Below are 16,914 nucleotides of genomic sequence, written 5' to 3'. Positions count from 1 at the left end.
GGAGGCCAGCTCGCGGCTGCGGTCCCGGGCCGCTTCGAGGGCGGCGATGAGGGCCGCTCGTACCCCGTGGTTCTCCAGCTCGCGGATGGCGCTGATGGTCGTGCCGGCCGGGCTGGTGACGGCCTCGCGGAGCTTGACCGGGTGCTCGCCGCTGTCCCGGAGCATCACGGCGGCGCCGATCGCCGCCTGCACGATCAGGTCGTGGGCCTGGGCGCGCGGCAGCCCCAGCAGGATGCCCGCGTCCGTCATCGCCTCCACCAGGAAGTAGAAGTACGCCGGGCCCGAACCGGACAGGGCGGTGGCCGCGTCCTGCTGGGACTCCGGAACGCGCAGGGTCTTGCCGACGCCCTTGAAGATGGCCTCCGTCGCGGCGAGGTGCTCGCTCGTGGCATGGCTGCCGCCCGAGATGACGGACATGCCCTCGTCCACCAGGACCGGCGTGTTCGGCATGACGCGTACGACCGGGGTGCCGGCGCCGAGGCGCTCCTCGATGAACGCGGTCGTGATGCCGGCCGCCGCGCTGATGACCAGGCGGTCGGCGGTGAGGTGCGGGGCCAGCTCGTCCAGGAGGCGGCCCATGTCCTGGGGCTTGACCGCGAGGATGAGGATGTCGGCCCGCTTCGCCGCCTCCGCGTTGGTGACGGCGTCCACGCCGTAGCGGTCGCGCAGTTCGGCGGCCCGGTCCGAGCGGCGGGTGGTGACCAGCAGGTTCGCCGGGCGCCGGCCGCTCCGGATCACCCCGCTGAGCAGGGCCTCGCCGATCTTGCCGGTACCGAGGACTGCAACTGTCTGGGTCATGCCGTTCACCCTCCGGGCGGTGCTCGATGTGCGCGGTGCTCCGTGCTCGTCGGCGCCATCTTCGCACCGCCCGGTCACACGGTGCGGCGCCGGAGCGTGGCGGCGCCGAGGCCCAGGACCAGCAGCGCGCACCCCGCCACGATCAGGACGTCGCGGACGAAGGCGCCGGTCACGTCGGCGTGCTGGAGCACCTCGTTCATGCCGTCCACGGCGTACGACATGGGCAGCACGTCCGAGATGGCCTCCAGGAACGGGGCCATGCGGTCGCGTGGCACGAAGAGGCCGCAGAGCAGGAGCTGCGGGAAGATCACCGCGGGCATGAACTGCACGGCCTGGAACTCCGAGGCCGCGAACGCCGAGACGAACAGTCCGAGTGCCGTGCCGAGCAGCGCGTCGAGCAGGGCGACCAGGAGCAGCAGCCAGGGCGAGCCCATGACGTCCAGGCCGAGGGCCCACACCGACAGGCCGGTGGCCAGGAGCGACTGGAGTACGGCGACGGCGCCGAAGGCGAGCGCGTAACCGGCGATCAGGTCGCCCTTGCCCAGCGGCATGGCGAGCAGGCGCTCCAGGGTGCCGGAGGTGCGCTCGCGCAGGGTGGCGATCGAGGTCACCAGGAACATCGTGATCAGCGGGAAGATGCCGAGCAGCGAGGCCCCGATGGAGTCGAAGGTGTGCGGGGAGCCGTCGAAGACGTACCGCAGCAGGGTGATCAGGACGGCCGGGACCAGCAGGAGCAGCGCGACCGTGCGGGGGTCGTGGGCGAGCTGGCGCAGGACGCGTGCGGCGGTGGCCAGGGTGCGGGCGGGGCTCAGGGGCGTGGCGCTCCCGGCGGGGGCGGCGGGTGCGGGGGCGGTGTCGGTGGTGGTCATCGGTCGTTCTCCTTGCGGTGGGCGGCCGCGTCGACCAGGTGGAGGAAGGCCGCCTCGACGGTGTCGGTGCCGGCGGTGGTGCGCAGGGCCTCGGGGGTGTCGTCGGCGAGGATGCGGCCCTCGCGCATCAGGAGCAGCCGGTGGCAGCGTTCGGCCTCGTCCATGACGTGCGAGGAGATGAGCAGGGTGGTGCCGCGTTCGGCGGCGAGGGTGTGGAACAGCTGCCACAGGTCACGGCGCAGGACCGGGTCCAGGCCGACGGTCGGCTCGTCGAGGACGAGCAGGTCCGGGGTGCCCAGGAGAGCGACGGCGAGGGAGACCCGGGTGCGCTGGCCGCCGGAGAGGTTGCCGGCGAGGGCGTCCTCGTGGCTGGTCAGGTCCACTTCGGTGAGCGCGCGGGTGACGGCGGCGCGGCGCTCGTCGCGGTGGGCGCGGCCGGGCCGGAGGATCGCGGCGAAGTAGTCGAGGTTCTGCCGGACGGTGAGGTCGGTGTAGACGGAGGGCGCCTGGGTGACGTACCCGACGCGGGGGCGCAGGGAGGGGTGTCCGGCGGGGCTGCCGAGCACCGTGAGCGTGCCGGTCACCTTGGCCTGGGTGCCGACGACGGCGCGCATGAGGGTGGATTTGCCGCAGCCGGAGGGGCCGAGGAGGCCGGTGATCCTGCCGGGTTCGACCGTGAAGTCGAGGCCCTGGAGGACGGTGCGGCTGCCGCGTACGACGGTGAGGCCACGGGCCTCGACGGCGCTGCCCGAAGAATTCATCATGTGATGAATTCTTGTCGCCGGGGCGCGACGCGTCAAGGGGCCGCGCGTCCGCGCGGCCCCTTGTGGGTGTGGTGGTGGTGCGGTGGTTACCGGCGGCGGGGCTTCTTGCCCTTGCCGGGCTTGCGGCCGGCCGGGTTGCCGGTGCGGGAGGCGCGGCGCTTCTCGTAGCGGGCGACGGCCTCCTCGTACTCCGTGCGCCGGAGCTTCTCGCCGGGTGCCTCGGTGAACGTACGGAAGAAGTACGCGAGCAGGGAGCCGACGAAGCCGATGGTCTTGAGGCCGCGCAGGTTGTCCTCGCGGGCGGGGTCGGCCGGGCGGCTGCCGAAGCCCTCCCAGGTCTTGCGGAAGGCGATGGCGCTGCAGATGGCGAACATCGCGATGACCAGGGCGCCGACGAAGCCGCCGATGTCGGCGATCTCCAGGCCCTGGAAGGCGAAGCGCAGGACGAAGCAGGAGGCGACGGCCGCGGCGAGCGAGCCGATGGCGGCTCCGGCGCGGCGCAGCCCGTAGTGGCCGTCGTGGTGGACCCAGGTGGTGCCGAAGAAGCGCAGCGGCTCGGGCTGCGGGCCCTGCGGGGTCGCGGGGGCGCCGGCGGAGGCCGCCGCGGGCTCGGGCGGGCCGGGGGCCGTGCCCTCGTCGGGGGTCTCGCTGTTCTCGCTCACGGTGTCGAGTATCCCGCAGCCGGGCGCGGCCCCCGCGTGGGGCGGGGGCCGCGCGGCGGGGTCAGCCCAGCTTCGAGACGTCGCGGACGGCGCCGCGGTCGGCGCTGGTGGCCATGGCCGCGTACGCGCGCAGCGCGGCCGAGACCTTGCGCTCGCGGTTCTTCGGCGCGTACACGCCGTTCAGCGCCTCGCGGCGGGTGGCCAGCTCGTCCTCGGGGACCAGGAGGTCGATCGAGCGGTTGGGGATGTCGATGCGGATGCGGTCGCCGTCCTCGACGAGCGCGATCGTGCCGCCGGAGGCCGCCTCGGGCGAGGCGTGGCCGATGGAGAGGCCCGACGTACCGCCGGAGAAGCGGCCGTCCGTGATCAGGGCGCAGCTCTTGCCGAGGCCGCGGCCCTTGAGGAACGAGGTCGGGTAGAGCATCTCCTGCATGCCGGGGCCGCCGCGCGGGCCCTCGTAGCGGATGACGACGACGTCGCCCTCCTTGATCTCCTTGCGGAGGATCTTGTCGACGGCCTCCTCCTGCGACTCGCAGACGACGGCCGGGCCCTCGAAGGTCCAGATCGACTCGTCCACGCCGGCCGTCTTCACGACGCAGCCGTCCACCGCGATGTTCCCCTTGAGGACGGCGAGGCCGCCGTCCTTGGAGTAGGCGTGCGCCACGTCGCGGATGCAGCCGCCGGCCGCGTCCAGGTCGAGGGTGTCCCAGCGCTCCGACTGCGAGAAGGCGGTCGCGGAGCGGACGCAGCCGGGGGCGGCGTGCCACAGCTCGACGGCCTCGGGCGACGGGGAGCCGCCGCGCACGTCCCAGGTCTTGAGCCACTCGGAGAGCGTGTCGGAGTGCACCGCGTGCACGTCCTCGTTGAGCAGGCCGCCCCGGTACAGCTCGCCGAGGATGGCGGGGATGCCGCCGGCCCGGTGGACGTCCTCCATGTAGTACGTGCCGCCGGGCGCCACGTTGGGGGCGACCTTCGACAGGCACGGGACGCGGCGCGAGACCGCGTCGATGTCCGCCAGGTCGTAGTCCAGCTCCGCCTCCTGGGCGGCGGCCAGCAGATGCAGGATCGTGTTGGTGGAGCCGCCCATGGCGATGTCCAGCGCCATCGCGTTCTCGAACGCGGCGCGGGTGCCGATGGAGCGGGGCAGGACCGTCTCGTCGTCCTGCTCGTAGTGGCGGCGGGTGATCTCCACGACCGTGCGGCCGGCCTCCTCGTACAGCGCCCTGCGGGCGGTGTGCGTGGCGAGGACGGAGCCGTTGCCGGGCAGGGAGAGGCCCAGGGCCTCGGTCAGGCAGTTCATCGAGTTGGCGGTGAACATGCCGGAACAGCTGCCGCAGGTGGGGCAGGCGTTCTCCTCGATACGGAGGATGTCCTCGTCCGAGACGTTCTCGTCGACGGCGTCGCTGATGGCGTTGATCAGGTCGAGCTTGCGGACCGTGCCGTCGACGAGGGTGGCCTTGCCGGCCTCCATCGGGCCGCCGGAGACGAAGACCGTCGGGATGTTGAGGCGCATCGCGGCCATCAGCATGCCGGGGGTGATCTTGTCGCAGTTCGAGATGCAGATGAGGGCGTCGGCGCAGTGGGCCTCGACCATGTACTCGACGCTGTCCGCGATGAGGTCGCGGGAGGGCAGGCTGTAGAGCATGCCGCCGTGGCCCATGGCGATGCCGTCGTCCACCGCGATGGTGTTGAACTCGCGGGGCACGGCGCCGGCGGCCTTGATCGCCTCGGAGACGATGCGGCCGACCGGGGCGAGGTGGGTGTGGCCGGGGACGAACTCGGTGAAGGAGTTGGCGACGGCGATGATCGGCTTGCCGATGTCCTCGCTCGCTACGCCGGAGGCCCGCATGAGGGCGCGGGCGCCCGCCATGTTGCGGCCGTGGGTGACTGTGCGGGACCTCAGCGTGGGCATCGTCCTTCGCTCCTTCTGCGTTCAAGACTGTGGTCGAGGGTACGTCGGCGGTGCCAGGATGTGGACCGGGTGTCCGATATACGGAATGGCCGGGCTCGGCGCGGCGGGGTTCTCGCGCGCGGCGGGGCCGTTATGCCGTCAGGTAGCGCTGAAGGGTGGGCGCCACCATCGTGATGATCTCTTCGGGGTCCGTCGAGGCCAGGGGTTCGGCCTTCAGTACGTATCTCAGTATCGCGATCCCCACCATGTGCGAGGCCGCCAGTTCCGCCCGGAACGTCGCGTCCGGGATGTCCAGGCCCGCCGCGACCCGGTCCAGGAGGCGGCGGAGCACGAAGCCCCGCAGGACGGCGGCGGCCGCCTCGTGGGTGAGGGCGGAGCGGAGCACGGCGAGCAGGGGCGCGCGGGTGGCCGGGTTCTCCCAGATGCCGATGAAGGCGCGGGCCAGGCGCTCGCCCACGTCGGCGGAGCCGCCCTCCAGGACCGCCGGGACCAGCAGGGCGGGCTCGAAGGACAGCTCGATCGCGGCGGCGAAGACCTCGTCCTTCGTACCGAAGTAGTGGTGGACCAGCGCCGGGTCGACGTCGGCCGCCCGTGCGATGCCCCGGACCGAGGTCTTGTCGTACCCGCGCTCGGCGAACTGGGCGCGGGCGGCCTCCAGGATGCGGCTGCGCGCGTCGGGGCCGGTGTCGGCCGCGGCACGGGCGGGGCGGCCCCGGCGTTTGGGGCCCGGTGCGTCGGGGGTCATGAGCGGGGGGCGCGCTCGGAGGGCGAGGCGGCGGCGAGGTGGAGCCGGGTGAAGGCCAGTGCCTCGGCGAGGTCGGCCTCCCGTTCGGCGGTGGACATGGCCCGGCGGGTGTTGACCTCGATGACGACGTGTCCGCCGAAGCCGGAACCGGCCAGCCGCCCCAGCAGTTCGGCGCAGGGCTGGTCGCCGCGGCCGGGCACCAGGTGCTCGTCCTTGTTGGAGCCCTTGCCGTCCGCGAGGTGGACGTGGGCCAGCCGGTCCCCCATCCGGTCGACCATGGCCAGCCCGTCCGTGCGGGCGGTCGCGGTGTGCGACAGGTCCACCGTGAAGTGCCGGTAGTCGTCGTTGGTGACGTCCCAGTCGGGGGCGTACGCGAGCATCTCGCGGTCCCGGTAGCGCCAGGGGTACATGTTCTCGACGGCGAACCGGACGTCCGTCTCGTCCGCCATCCGCCAGATCCCGGTGACGAAGTCCCGGGCGTAGTTGCGCTGCCACCGGAACGGCGGGTGCACGACGACCGTGGTGGCGCCGAGCTTCTCGGCGGCGGCGCGGGCCCGCTGGAGCTTGACCCAGGGATCGGTGGACCAGACCCGCTGGGTGATCAGCAGACAGGGCGCGTGCACCGCGAGTATCGGCACCTGGTGGTAGTCGGAGAGCCGGCGCAGCGCCTCGATGTCCTGGCTGACCGGGTCGGTCCACACCATGACCTCGACGCCGTCGTAACCGAGGCGCGCGGCGATCTCGAAGGCCGTAGCCGTCGACTCCGGATAGACCGAGGCCGTCGACAGGGCGACCTTCGCATCCGGGACGCGCACCGCTGGTTCTGCCACGCTGAACAGCGTACGGGCAGTGCCGCGCCGCGCCGAAGGAGCGCGGGCGGAAAGTGACAAGGGCCGCACCGGCCGCCGGGCCCGCCGTCAGCCGGACGCGCCGTCGCCCTCCGGAGACGGGCCACCGGCGCCCTGCGGACTCGGCTCCCCGGCGCCCTGCGGAGGCAGTTCCCCGGCGCCCTCCCGGGGCTGCGGCGGCAGGTGGTCCAGGCGGCGCAGGATCACTCCCTCGCGCAGCGCCCACGGGCAGATCTCCAGCTCCTCCACGTCGAGCAGGTCCATCGCGCCCTCGGCGACCAGCGCCCCGGCCAGGAGCTGGGCGGCGCGGCCCTCGGAGACGCCGGGCAGCGTGCCGCGCTCCTCGGTGGTCATCACGGCCAGCTTGGGCACCCACTCCTCCAGCGCCTTGCGGCTGAGGGTGCGCGGCACGTCCTGGCCGTCGCCGGAACGGGCCCCGCCCGCGATCCTGGCGAGCTGCTTGAACGTCTTGGAGGTGGCCACGACGTGGTCCGGGCGGCCGAGCCGGGTGAACTCGGCGACGCTGCGGGCGATGCGCGCCCGTACGTGCCGGCGCAGCGCCTTGACCTGCGCCGGGTCGGGCGGGTCGCCGGGCAGCCAGCCCGCGGTGAGGCGCCCGGCGCCCAGGGGCAGCGAGACGGCGGCGGCCGGTTCCTCGTCCAGGCCGTACGCGATCTCCAGCGAGCCGCCGCCGATGTCCAGGACCAGCAGCCTGCCCGCCGACCAGCCGTACCAGCGGCGGGCGGCGAGGAAGGTGAGCCGGGCCTCCTCCGTACCGCTGACGACGGTGAGGCGGACGCCCGTCTCGTCCCGCACCCGCTGGATGACCTCGTCGGCGTTGGTCGCGTCGCGGACGGCGGAGGTGGCGAAGGCGAGGACGTCCTCGCAGCCCTTGTCCTCGGCGGCGTCGAGCGCGCCGGCGATCGTCCTGACCAGCCGGTTCACGCCGAGCGGGCCTATCGCGCCGTCCCCGTCGAGGAGTTCGGCCAGGCGCAGCTCCTCCTTGTGCGAGTGGGCGGGCAGCGGACGGGCGCCGGGGTGCGCGTCGACCACCAGCAGATGAACCGTGTTCGATCCCACGTCGAGGACTCCGAGTCTCATGGGGGAAACGCTACTGCGGGCGCCGCGCCGGTCCGACCGGAACCGGGCGGACATACCCTGGCCCCGTGCCAAAGACGAAAAAGGCGAAGCCGGGCAAAGCCACGAAGAAGCAGGACAGCGCGCAGGACATCAAGCACGTGGAGAAGGTGGAGATGCACACGCCGGTGGCGGCGGAGCCCGATCCTGCCGACGAGAAGGGGCTCGACTTCCCGCGCGCCTGGGTGGAGTTCCCCGATCCGGCCGACGACGAGCAGGTCTTCCGCTGCGATCTGACCTGGCTGACGTCCCGGTGGACGTGCGTCTTCGGCAGCGGCTGCCAGGGCATCCAGGCGGGCCGCGCGGACGACGGCTGCTGCACGCTGGGCGCCCACTTCTCGGACGAGGACGACGAGAAGCGGGTCGCCGGGCATGTGGCGCGTCTCACTCCGGAGCTGTGGCAGTTCCACGACGTGGGTACGGAGACGGGCTGGACCCAGACCGACGAGGACGGGGATCGCCAGACGCGCCGCTGGCAGGGCTCGTGCATCTTCCAGAACCGGCCGGGCTTCCCGGCGGGTGCGGGCTGTTCGCTGCACATCCTGGCGCTGCGCGAGGGCCGCGAGCCGCTGGAGACGAAGCCGGACGTGTGCTGGCAGCTGCCGGTGCGGCGGACGTACGAGTGGATCGACCGGCCGGACGACACGCGGGTGCTCCAGGTGTCGATCGGTGAGTACGACCGCCGGGGCTGGGGTCCGGGCGGCCACGATCTGCACTGGTGGTGCACGTCGGCGGTCTCGGCGCACGGGGGCGGCGAGCCGGTGTACGTGTCGTACCGGCCGGAGCTGATCGAGCTGATGGGCCGGGAGGCGTACGACACGCTGGCCGCGCTGTGCGAGCGGCGGCTCGCCTCGCAGCTGCCGATGGTGGCCCCGCACCCGGCGGACCCGGCGTAGCCCGCGGCCCCCGTCCGGCGCGGTCAGTCCGCCCGCGGCGGGGTGCTCGGGCCCTTGGGCGGGGCGGGCGGTTCGGACGAGCCGGCCGGGTCCGGGGTGGGGCTCGGGCCGGGGTCGCTCGGGCTCGGGGTGGGCGTCGGGTCGGTGGGCTCGGGCGTGGGCTCCGTGGGCCGGGGGGTGGGCGTGGTCGGGTCGGCCGGGACCGGCGGGTGCGGGTCGCCGTGCGGCTGGGCCGGGCGCGGGGTGACGCCGGGGAGGTGCGCCTTGGCCCCGTAGCCGTGGAGGGCGACGACGGCGCCGGTGGGCGCGAGGGTGAGATGGGCGGTCCAGGGGCCGCCGGGCTCCCGCGCGTGGTCCACGACGGCGCGCAGGGTCGTGCTGGCGCCCGCGGGGAGCCGTCCGGAGGTCCGGCTCAGGCGCACCCAGGACCGGTCGGTGGCGGCGGACCAGGAGACCGGTCCGGCGTCGGACGCGGTGAGCGTGATCAGGGTGGTGGAGCCGGAGGTGCGGGTCTCGACGGTGAGCCGGTCCGCGCCGCGGCCCGCGGGGTCGCGGGAGGCTCCGGTGCCCGCGCTGACGACCTCGGCGGACACCTCGGGGAGCGGGTCGCGGCCGGTGGAGCGGCTGCCGGGGCGGGCGTTGCCGGTGTTCTCGTAGGGGGCCGGGACGGTCTCGGCGCCGTTGTCGTCGTCGGCGGCGCTGACCGGGGTGCCGTCGCGGCCCTCGCCGGTGAGCGGCGCGCCCCGGTAGGCGGACCAGAGGGCGATGACGGGGGCGGCAACGACGGTGGCGACGACCGTCGTCGTCATCACCCGTGAGCGCAGCCGGTCGCGGCGGGCGGCGTGGTCCTTGGGGTCCATGGGGAAGCCGCTGCGGTCGAAGCGCGGGGTGGCGGACCGATTCTTCTGACGTTTCTGCGCGTGCAGCATGGCCACGTACGCGGAGGGGCGCGGCGCCTCCACGACCGGCAGCGCGGCGGCCGGGGTCACCGCCTTTCCGGGCCAGGGCGAGGCGGCTCCGGCGCGCTCGGCGGCGCGGCGGCAGCGCGGGCAGTCGTCCACGTGCCGGACGAGTTCGCGGCGGAGGGTGGCGGAGAGCAGGGCGCGCCGGTCGCCGGTGAGCCGGCCGGCCGCGGGGCAGTCGCCGGTCTCGACGACGGCCAGGGCGGCCCGGGTGCGCTCGACCTCGCAGGCGGCGCCGGCCAGCAGTTCGCGGGTGGTCGCGGCGTCGAGGCCGAGGACGGCGGCGACCGCGCGCGGGGGCAGCCCGTGCCGTACGGCCAGTTCGAGCGCCTCGCGCTGCTCCGAGGTGGTGCCGGCCGCCTCGGGCCAGGCCAGCCGGGCCAGCTCCCGCGCGTGCGCCTCGGCGGCGGGGGTGCGGTGGGGGCGGGCGGCGTCCGGCCGGGCGGCGTCCGGGCGGAGGCGGGGGTCGGTGCGGCGGTGGGCGCGGCGGCCCTGCTTCCGCTCGGCGAGCCGGCGCAGGCACATCCACCGGGCCAGGGCGTACAGCCAGGTTCTACGTTCCTCCTCGTCCTCCGGGCAGCGGCCGGTCTGCCGTTCGGCGAGGGCCAGGACGTGGCCCAGCGCCTCGGTCGCGGCGTCGTGGTCGCAGAGGACGGAGAGGCAGTACGTGAACAGGCCGTCGAGGTGGGGCTCGTAGCGGGCGGGCGGCTGCCGGGGCGAGGAGCGGGGCGCGCGCTGCGGGTCCCGGGGTGCGCCGGGGTGTTCGTGGGCGTCTCCAGCCTGCTGCTCGTCACCCTTGCGACCGTAGGCAGGTGGCGCGCTCCCCCGGTACTCCTTGCGGACATTTAACCCTTACGGGTGAAGGTTTCGCGTGATGTCGGGCGGGCTTCGGTGGCGGCGTTGTCAGTCCTCACCGCTACGGTGGGCGCCATGGCTGCCCGTACGAAATCCGCGAAGGACCGGCCGTCCTACCGCTGCACCGAATGCGGCTGGACCACCGCGAAGTGGCTCGGCCGCTGCCCCGAGTGCCATGCCTGGGGGACGGTCGAGGAGTTCGGCGGTGCCCCCGCCGTGCGGACGACGGCGGCGGGCCGGGTCTCCTCCGCCGCGCTGCCCATCGGTCAGGTGGACAGCCGGCAGGCCACCGCCCGGCCGACCGGCGTGGACGAGCTGGACCGAGTGCTCGGCGGCGGTCTGGTGCCGGGTGCCGTGGTGCTGCTCGCGGGCGAGCCGGGCGTCGGGAAGTCCACGCTGCTGCTGGACGTGGCGGCGAAGGCGGCGAGCGACGAGCACCGGACGCTGTACGTGACCGGCGAGGAGTCGGCCTCGCAGGTCCGGATGCGGGCCGACCGCATCCGGGCGATCAGCGACCATCTGTATCTGGCGGCGGAGACGGATCTGTCGGCGGTGCTCGCCCATCTCGACGCGGTGAAGCCGTCGCTGCTGATCCTGGACTCGGTGCAGACCGTGGCCTCGCCGGAGATCGATGGCGCGCCGGGCGGAATGGCACAGGTCCGCGAGGTGGCGGGGGCGCTGATCCGGGCCTCCAAGGAGCGCGGGATGTCCACGCTGCTCGTCGGCCATGTCACCAAGGAGGGCGCCATCGCCGGGCCCCGGCTCCTGGAGCATCTGGTGGACGTGGTGCTGTCGTTCGAGGGCGACCGCCATGCCCGGCTGCGCCTGGTGCGCGGCATCAAGAACCGGTACGGGGCGACGGACGAGGTCGGCTGCTTCGAGCTGCACGACGAGGGCATCACGGGCCTCGCCGATCCGTCCGGCCTGTTCCTGACCCGGCGCGACGAGCCGGTGCCGGGTACCTGCCTGACCGTGACGCTGGAGGGCAAGCGGCCCCTGGTCGCGGAGGTGCAGGCGCTGACGGTGGACTCCCAGATCCCCTCCCCCCGGCGCACCACGTCGGGCCTGGAGACCTCGCGGGTGTCGATGATGCTCGCGGTCCTGGAGCAGCGGGGCCGGATCAGTTCGCTGGGCAAGCGGGACATCTACAGCGCGACGGTGGGCGGGGTGAAGCTCTCCGAGCCGGCCGCGGACCTGGCCATCGCGCTGGCGCTGGCAAGCGCGGCGAGCGACACACCGCTGCCGAAGAACCTGGTCGCGATCGGTGAGGTGGGGCTCGCGGGCGAGGTCAGACGGGTCACGGGGGTGCAGCGCCGGCTCGCCGAGGCACACCGCCTGGGCTTCACGCACGCGCTGGTCCCGACCGATCCGGGCAAGGTCCCGGCCGGGATGCGGGTGACGGAGGTGGCCGACATGGGCGACGCGCTCAGGGCGCTCCCGCGCCGCTCCCGCGCACAGGCCCCGCAGGAGGACGGCGTACGCCGGTAGACTTTGCCCTGGTCTCGCCCGTCCGTACGAACGGCACGAGGGACCGGGGGGATGCCTCGGACACTCCCCGGGTCCTTCGATTGGATTCGGCCTGCTCCGTGCGACAGGCCCCCAGGGCACCCCAAACCTGTGACCGGAGGAGTGCAGTGGCAGCCAGCGACCGGGCAGCATCGCCCGGAAAGTCCGGCCAAACCACGGGCAACGAAGCGCTGATGCGCGCCTCGTTGAGCGCCGTCGCGCCCGGAATGGCCCTGCGGGACGGCCTGGAGCGCATTCTCCGCGGCAACACCGGCGGGCTGATCGTGCTCGGCATGGACAAGACCGTCGAGTCGATGTGCACGGGCGGTTTCGTGCTGGACGTGGAGTTCACCGCGACCCGGCTGCGCGAGCTGGCCAAGCTGGACGGGGCGCTGATCCTCGACAAGGACATGACGAAGATCCTGCGGGCCGGTGTGCAGCTGGTCCCGGACGCGTCGATCCCCACCGAGGAGACCGGTACCCGGCACCGCACGGCGGACCGGGTCTCCAAGCAGTGCAACTTCCCGGTGGTCTCGGTCTCCCAGTCGATGCGCCTGATCGCGCTGTACGTGAACGGGGAGCGCCGGGTCCTGGAGGAGTCGGCGGCGATCCTGTCCCGCGCCAACCAGGCCCTGGCCACGCTGGAGCGGTACAAGCTGCGGCTCGACGAGGTCGCCGGGACGCTCTCCGCGCTGGAGATCGAGGACCTGGTGACCGTCCGGGACGTGACGGCGGTCGCCCAGCGCCTGGAGATGGTCCGGCGGATCGCGACGGAGATCGCGGAGTACGTGGTGGAGCTGGGCACCGACGGCCGGCTCCTTTCGCTCCAGCTGGACGAGCTGATCGCGGGCGTGGAGCCGGAGCGCGAGCTGGTCGTGCGCGACTACGTGCCGGAGCCAACCGCGAAGCGTTCGCGCACGGTGGCGGAGGCGCTGACCGAGCTGGACTCGCTGAGCCACACGGAGCTGCTCGAACTCGCGGTCGTGGCGCGGGCGCTGGGCTACAGCGGCTCGCCGGAGACGCTGGACTCGGCGGTGTCGCCGCGCGGGTTCCGGCTGCTGGCGAAGGTGCCCCGGCTGCCCGGCGCGATCATCGACCGGCTCGTGGAGCACTTCGGCGGTCTGCAGAAGCTGCTCGCGGCGAGCGTGGACGACCTCCAGACGGTGGACGGGGTCGGCGAGGCGCGGGCGCGCAGTGTGCGCGAGGGCCTGTCCCGGCTGGCGGAGTCGTCGATCCTCGAACGGTACGTGTAGGGCCGGGGGCCCACGCGGGGCCGCGGGGACCGGCGCGGACCGGGCCCGCGCGGTCCGGACCGGCGCCCCGGCCCGCGCTCAGTCCTTCGCGAGGACGAACGACGCGCGTTCCACCGGCTCGCCCGGTGCCTTGACCTCCACGAGGTACGTGCCGGGTCCGGCCTTCCCCGCCGGCGGCGTCGCGCACTTGGGGGCGCTCTTGGCGCGGTCCCACTCCACGGTGTGCACGACGGTCGTCGCGGCCGGCACCTCCAGGAGCACGGCGGCGGCCTTGCGCGGGCAGTCCTCGGACGACCAGACCTCTTCGTCGTCCCCGCCGGCCTCGGTGACGGTGAGCACCGCGTTCTTCGGGCCGAAGTCGGCCTTGCAGGCGGTGGACGAGGTGTTCGTGGCGTACAGCCGGAACTTGGGCTTCTCGTCGGGCGCGTAGCTGAGTTCGGTCTTGAGGCTCAGCCGGATCGAGCCCGGCGCGCAGTCGGGGAGCGAGGAGCCGGCCGGTACCGGACGCGCCGCCGAGACGCCGCTGCCGGTACCCGAACCCGAGCCGGTGGCGGAGCCGGAGCCCGAACCACCGCCCTGGGTACCGCCGTTGGTGCCGTTCGCGCCGGAGCCGCCGTCCGTACCGGCGGAGCCGCCGCCCGAACTGCCGCGCGTGTCACCGCCGGTGGCGCCGGAGCCGTCCGACCCGCCGTCGCCGCCGGGCCGTTCGGTGATCGCCGGGCCGGAACGGGAGGGTCCGGGGGTGATCGAGTGGGCCGGGCCGGAGGCGGGCGCCTTGGCGTCGTCCCGGGGTTTCCCCTTGCCGCCACCGGAGGTGACGGCCCATGCGACCAACAGCGCGACCAGGACGACCAGGGCCGCCGCGACCGCCCTCCGTCGCCAGTAGATGCTGGAGGGGAGCGGACCGATCGGATTGCGCAGAGATCCCACGCCCAAACTGTACGAGAGATCCGGACCAACTCCCGCCCCAACCGCCGCCTGGGGCCCCAAGATTTGCGGATCATCATCCCGCGAGGGCCAGTTCGGGCATCGCGGGCGCCCGATGTGATCGTCCGTGATGAATCGTTTACTCAGAGTCGGCGACGCGAAGGCCCCGAAAAAAGGGCCATCGGCCAGTTGCCGCAACGGCACGCGGGGCGTGAAGCCACATACCGGAACGCCGTGTCAGGATCGAAGGTGCGATGACTGCCACGACTGCGACCCAGACGACCCCCGCCTTCCTCCACGCCCCCGTCATCGGGTGGTTCGACCAGCACGCCCGCGATCTTCCCTGGCGCCGCCCCGAGGCGGGCGCCTGGGGTGTGATGGTGAGCGAGTTCATGCTGCAGCAGACCCCCGTCAACCGCGTCCTGCCCGTGTACGAGCAGTGGCTGGCCCGCTGGCCGCGCCCCGCCGACCTGGCCGCCGAACCGCCCGGCGAGGCGGTCCGCGCCTGGGGCCGGCTCGGCTACCCGCGCCGCGCCCTGCGGCTGCACGGGGCCGCCCAGGCGATAACGGAACGGCACGGCGGCGACGTACCCAGCGAGCACGCCCAGTTGCTCGCCCTGCCCGGCATCGGCGAGTACACGGCGGCGGCCGTGGCCTCGTTCGCGTACCGGCAGCGCCACGCCGTCCTCGACACCAACGTCCGCCGTGTCTTCGCGCGGGCCGCCACCGGCATCCAGTACCCGCCGAACGCGACCACCGCCGCCGAGCGCAGGCTCGCCCGTGAACTGCTGCCCGAGGAGGACGAGCGGGCGGCGCAGTGGGCGGCGGCCACGATGGAGCTGGGCGCCCTCGTCTGCACCGCGAAGAACGAGGACTGCTCGCGCTGCCCCATCGCCGACCGGTGCGCCTGGCGGCTCGCCGGGAAGCCCGCGCACCAGGGGCCGCCGCGCCGGGGCCAGACGTACGCCGGCACGGACCGCCAGGTGCGCGGCCGACTCCTCGCCGTCCTGCGGGACTCGGTCGGCCCGGTCCCCCAGGCCGCGCTCGACGCGGTGTGGGAGGAGCCGGTGCAGCGCGCCCGCGCACTGGACGGGCTGGTCGCCGACGGGCTCGTCGAGCCGCTGGCCGGCGGCCGCTACCGGCTTCCGCTGACCTGACGCGCCCGCCGTGCCGGGCCCGGCGCGCCCGGGTTCGTCACAGACCGGCGACCGGGCCCGCCCGGCTTCGTCACAGCCCTGGTACGGGCCCGCCCGCCCCGCGATCATGACGGGGCGGGCGGGCCCGTATCCGCGTCGGGGCGCGGGTCCGCGGCGGTCCCCCGTCCGGGTACCCCGTCCCGCGCTGTTACACAACCGATGGACAGCCGTGCGCCCGCCTACGGCTGCTCCGCACAGCCTCGTGACAACAGCTCCGTAGCGTCACCGACGTCGGTCCGTACGACCAGCGGACCGGCGGCGGAACACGCGGAACGACGAGCGGTACTACGGGGTTATCGGGGATGGAGGCGGTTGTGATGGCGCAGGGCGAGGTGCTCGGCTTCGAGGAGTACGTACGGACCCGGCAGGAGGCGCTGCTGCGCAGTGCGCGCCGGCTCGTCCCGGACCCGGTGGACGCACAGGACCTCCTCCAGACCGCGCTGGCCCGCACCTACGGCCGCTGGGACCGGATCGAGGACAAGTCGCTGGCCGACGCCTACCTGCGCCGCGTCATGATCAACACGCGGACCGAGTGGTGGCGGGCCCGCAAGCTCGACGAGGTCCCCACCGAGCAGCTCCCCGACGCCAGCATCGAGGACGGCACCGAGCAGCGCGCCGACCGCGCCCTGCTGATGGACATCCTCGGCGTGCTGGCGCCCAAGCAGCGCAGTGTCGTCGTGCTGCGACACTGGGAGCAGATGAGCACGGAGGAGACGGCGGCGGCGCTCGGCATGTCCGCCGGTACGGTGAAGAGCACGCTGCACCGTGCGCTGGCGCGGCTGCGCCAGGAACTGGAGAACAGGGAGGCGGCGAGCCGGGAGACCCGGCTCGCCGAGGAGCGGGGGCGGGAGCGGTGCGCGGCCTGACAGGCAGCGGTGACGACGGCAGGATCACCGGCAGAACGGGCGGGGGAACGACCGGCGGCGGGCCGACGCGCCCGCTGACCCGCTGGGCGGCGAGCAGTGCGGCACTGGCCGGGCTCGCCGTCTTCGGGCTGTTCGCCGTCAGCTGCTCCACCGGCGGCACGGGCACGCGGGACGAGGGCCCGGCGGGCACCGACCCGGTCGCCCGGGTCACCCCCAGTACGACGGCCGCGTCCACGGCCAGGCCCGCGCCCCGGGTGGACGCGGTGGCGCTGCTCAAGGCGGACCCGAAGGTGAGCGGCCGGGTCCGGATGGACCTGAAGCCGTGCAGCGGGGACGAGTACCCGGTGGACACCTCGTACGGGAAGCTCACCGGCGGCCCGGCCGCGGACGTCGTGGTGAACGTGATGACCTGCGGCGACTCCATCGGGGTCGGCACCTACGTCTACCGGCCGCGCGCCGACGGCACGTACCAGAACGTGTTTTCGGTCGAGCAGCCCGCCGTCTACGGCACCATCGACCGCGGGGATCTGGTGGTGACGATCCAGATGTACGAGAAGAAGGACCAGGTCGCCTATCCCTCGGGCGAGGAAGTGATCACGTACCACTGGGCGAGCGGCCGGTTCGGCGAGGAGGACCGGGTGCTGAACGACTTCAACCGAGCCGTGGGCACGGGCGACGAGGCCCTCCCCGAGCCCACGGAACCGCCGAGGAACTGAGA

16 protein-coding genes (1 of these 16 only partly in view) are annotated in these 16,914 nt (G+C 73.7%); 6 read left to right on the top strand and 10 right to left on the bottom strand.

Annotated elements, in window-relative coordinates; genetic code table 11:
- The 8 genes from proC to DNK56_RS02885 all read right to left on the bottom strand — a co-directional run.
- On the bottom strand, positions 1–798 hold the 5' portion of the coding sequence (gene proC, locus DNK56_RS02920; RefSeq protein WP_111330141.1) for a pyrroline-5-carboxylate reductase. It extends 12 nt beyond the left edge of the window; 798 of the gene's 810 nt are visible here — the first part of the coding sequence; its start codon is at positions 796–798; its stop codon lies off the left edge, out of view.
- 74 nt (positions 799–872) lie between these two features.
- Positions 873–1,667 carry an ABC transporter permease gene (locus DNK56_RS02915; RefSeq protein WP_111330140.1) on the bottom strand — a complete coding sequence of 265 codons (795 nt, stop codon included), beginning with the start codon at positions 1,665–1,667 and terminating at the stop codon, positions 873–875.
- Positions 1,664–2,431: an ABC transporter ATP-binding protein gene (locus DNK56_RS02910; protein WP_111330139.1), complete on the bottom strand. Its 768-nt coding sequence runs from the start codon at positions 2,429–2,431 to the stop codon at positions 1,664–1,666. Before DNK56_RS02910 ends, DNK56_RS02915 begins: the two co-directional genes overlap by 4 nt.
- 86 nt (positions 2,432–2,517) lie before the next feature.
- Positions 2,518–3,093: a hypothetical protein gene (locus tag DNK56_RS02905; RefSeq protein WP_111330138.1), complete on the bottom strand. Its 576-nt coding sequence runs from the start codon at positions 3,091–3,093 to the stop codon at positions 2,518–2,520.
- A gap of 61 nt (positions 3,094–3,154) precedes the next feature.
- A complete protein-coding gene (gene ilvD, locus DNK56_RS02900) occupies positions 3,155–5,005 on the bottom strand; it encodes a dihydroxy-acid dehydratase (RefSeq protein WP_111330137.1) in 1,851 nt (616 codons plus the stop codon).
- Positions 5,006–5,135: 130 nt separating this feature from the next.
- Positions 5,136–5,750, bottom strand: coding sequence for a TetR/AcrR family transcriptional regulator (locus DNK56_RS02895; RefSeq protein ID WP_111330136.1), 615 nt, complete (start codon positions 5,748–5,750; stop codon positions 5,136–5,138).
- The gene (locus DNK56_RS02890) at positions 5,747–6,580 is read right to left on the bottom strand and encodes a sugar phosphate isomerase/epimerase family protein (RefSeq protein ID WP_111330135.1); all 834 of its coding nucleotides are present in this window, start codon (positions 6,578–6,580) and stop codon (positions 5,747–5,749) included. The genes DNK56_RS02895 and DNK56_RS02890 overlap by 4 nt, the downstream gene beginning before the upstream one ends.
- An 87-nt stretch (positions 6,581–6,667) precedes the next feature.
- Positions 6,668–7,699 carry a Ppx/GppA family phosphatase gene (locus DNK56_RS02885; RefSeq protein WP_241989732.1) on the bottom strand — a complete coding sequence of 344 codons (1,032 nt, stop codon included), beginning with the start codon at positions 7,697–7,699 and terminating at the stop codon, positions 6,668–6,670.
- Between the two features lie 65 nt (positions 7,700–7,764).
- Here DNK56_RS02885 and DNK56_RS02880 point away from each other — a divergent pair, with 65 nt between their 5' ends.
- On the top strand, positions 7,765–8,631 hold the full coding sequence (locus DNK56_RS02880) for a hypothetical protein (protein WP_111330134.1): 867 nt from the start codon (positions 7,765–7,767) through the stop codon (positions 8,629–8,631).
- 23 nt (positions 8,632–8,654) lie between these two features.
- Here DNK56_RS02880 and DNK56_RS02875 read toward each other — a convergent pair whose 3' ends face one another.
- Positions 8,655–10,118, bottom strand: a complete 1,464-nt coding sequence (locus DNK56_RS02875; protein ID WP_446750447.1) for a hypothetical protein — start codon at positions 10,116–10,118, stop codon at positions 8,655–8,657.
- Between the two features lie 405 nt (positions 10,119–10,523).
- Between DNK56_RS02875 and radA the strand changes: the two genes are divergently transcribed.
- On the top strand, positions 10,524–11,936 hold the full coding sequence (gene radA, locus DNK56_RS02870) for a DNA repair protein RadA (RefSeq protein ID WP_111330133.1): 1,413 nt from the start codon (positions 10,524–10,526) through the stop codon (positions 11,934–11,936).
- Positions 11,937–12,082: 146 nt separating this feature from the next.
- Positions 12,083–13,207, top strand: a complete 1,125-nt coding sequence (gene disA / locus DNK56_RS02865) for a DNA integrity scanning diadenylate cyclase DisA (protein WP_111330132.1) — start codon at positions 12,083–12,085, stop codon at positions 13,205–13,207.
- Between the two features lie 78 nt (positions 13,208–13,285).
- On the opposite strand, the gene DNK56_RS02860 is transcribed toward disA, so the two are convergent.
- Positions 13,286–14,095: a hypothetical protein gene (locus tag DNK56_RS02860; protein WP_111335386.1), complete on the bottom strand. Its 810-nt coding sequence runs from the start codon at positions 14,093–14,095 to the stop codon at positions 13,286–13,288.
- Between the two features lie 293 nt (positions 14,096–14,388).
- On the opposite strand from DNK56_RS02860, the gene DNK56_RS02855 reads away from it, so the two are divergent.
- The 3 genes from DNK56_RS02855 to DNK56_RS02845 all read left to right on the top strand — a co-directional run bounded on the left by DNK56_RS02855 (position 14,389) and on the right by DNK56_RS02845 (position 16,912).
- Positions 14,389–15,291 carry an A/G-specific adenine glycosylase gene (locus DNK56_RS02855; RefSeq protein WP_111330131.1) on the top strand — a complete coding sequence of 301 codons (903 nt, stop codon included), beginning with the start codon at positions 14,389–14,391 and terminating at the stop codon, positions 15,289–15,291.
- A 356-nt stretch (positions 15,292–15,647) separates the two neighbouring features.
- Positions 15,648–16,196: a SigE family RNA polymerase sigma factor gene (locus DNK56_RS02850; protein WP_111330130.1), complete on the top strand. Its 549-nt coding sequence runs from the start codon at positions 15,648–15,650 to the stop codon at positions 16,194–16,196.
- Positions 16,184–16,912 (top strand): hypothetical protein, encoded by a 729-nt coding sequence (locus DNK56_RS02845; protein ID WP_111330129.1) that lies wholly within the window; start codon positions 16,184–16,186, stop codon positions 16,910–16,912. The genes DNK56_RS02850 and DNK56_RS02845 overlap by 13 nt, the downstream gene beginning before the upstream one ends.
- The last annotated feature ends 2 nt before the right edge of the window (positions 16,913–16,914 follow it).

Origin of the sequence: Streptomyces sp. AC1-42W, from assembly GCF_003248355.1 — a bacterium.
Taxonomy (GTDB): domain Bacteria; phylum Actinomycetota; class Actinomycetes; order Streptomycetales; family Streptomycetaceae; genus Streptomyces.
Note: the sequence above shows the minus strand (reverse complement) of the source record. Positions and strands in the feature narration are given on the sequence as shown.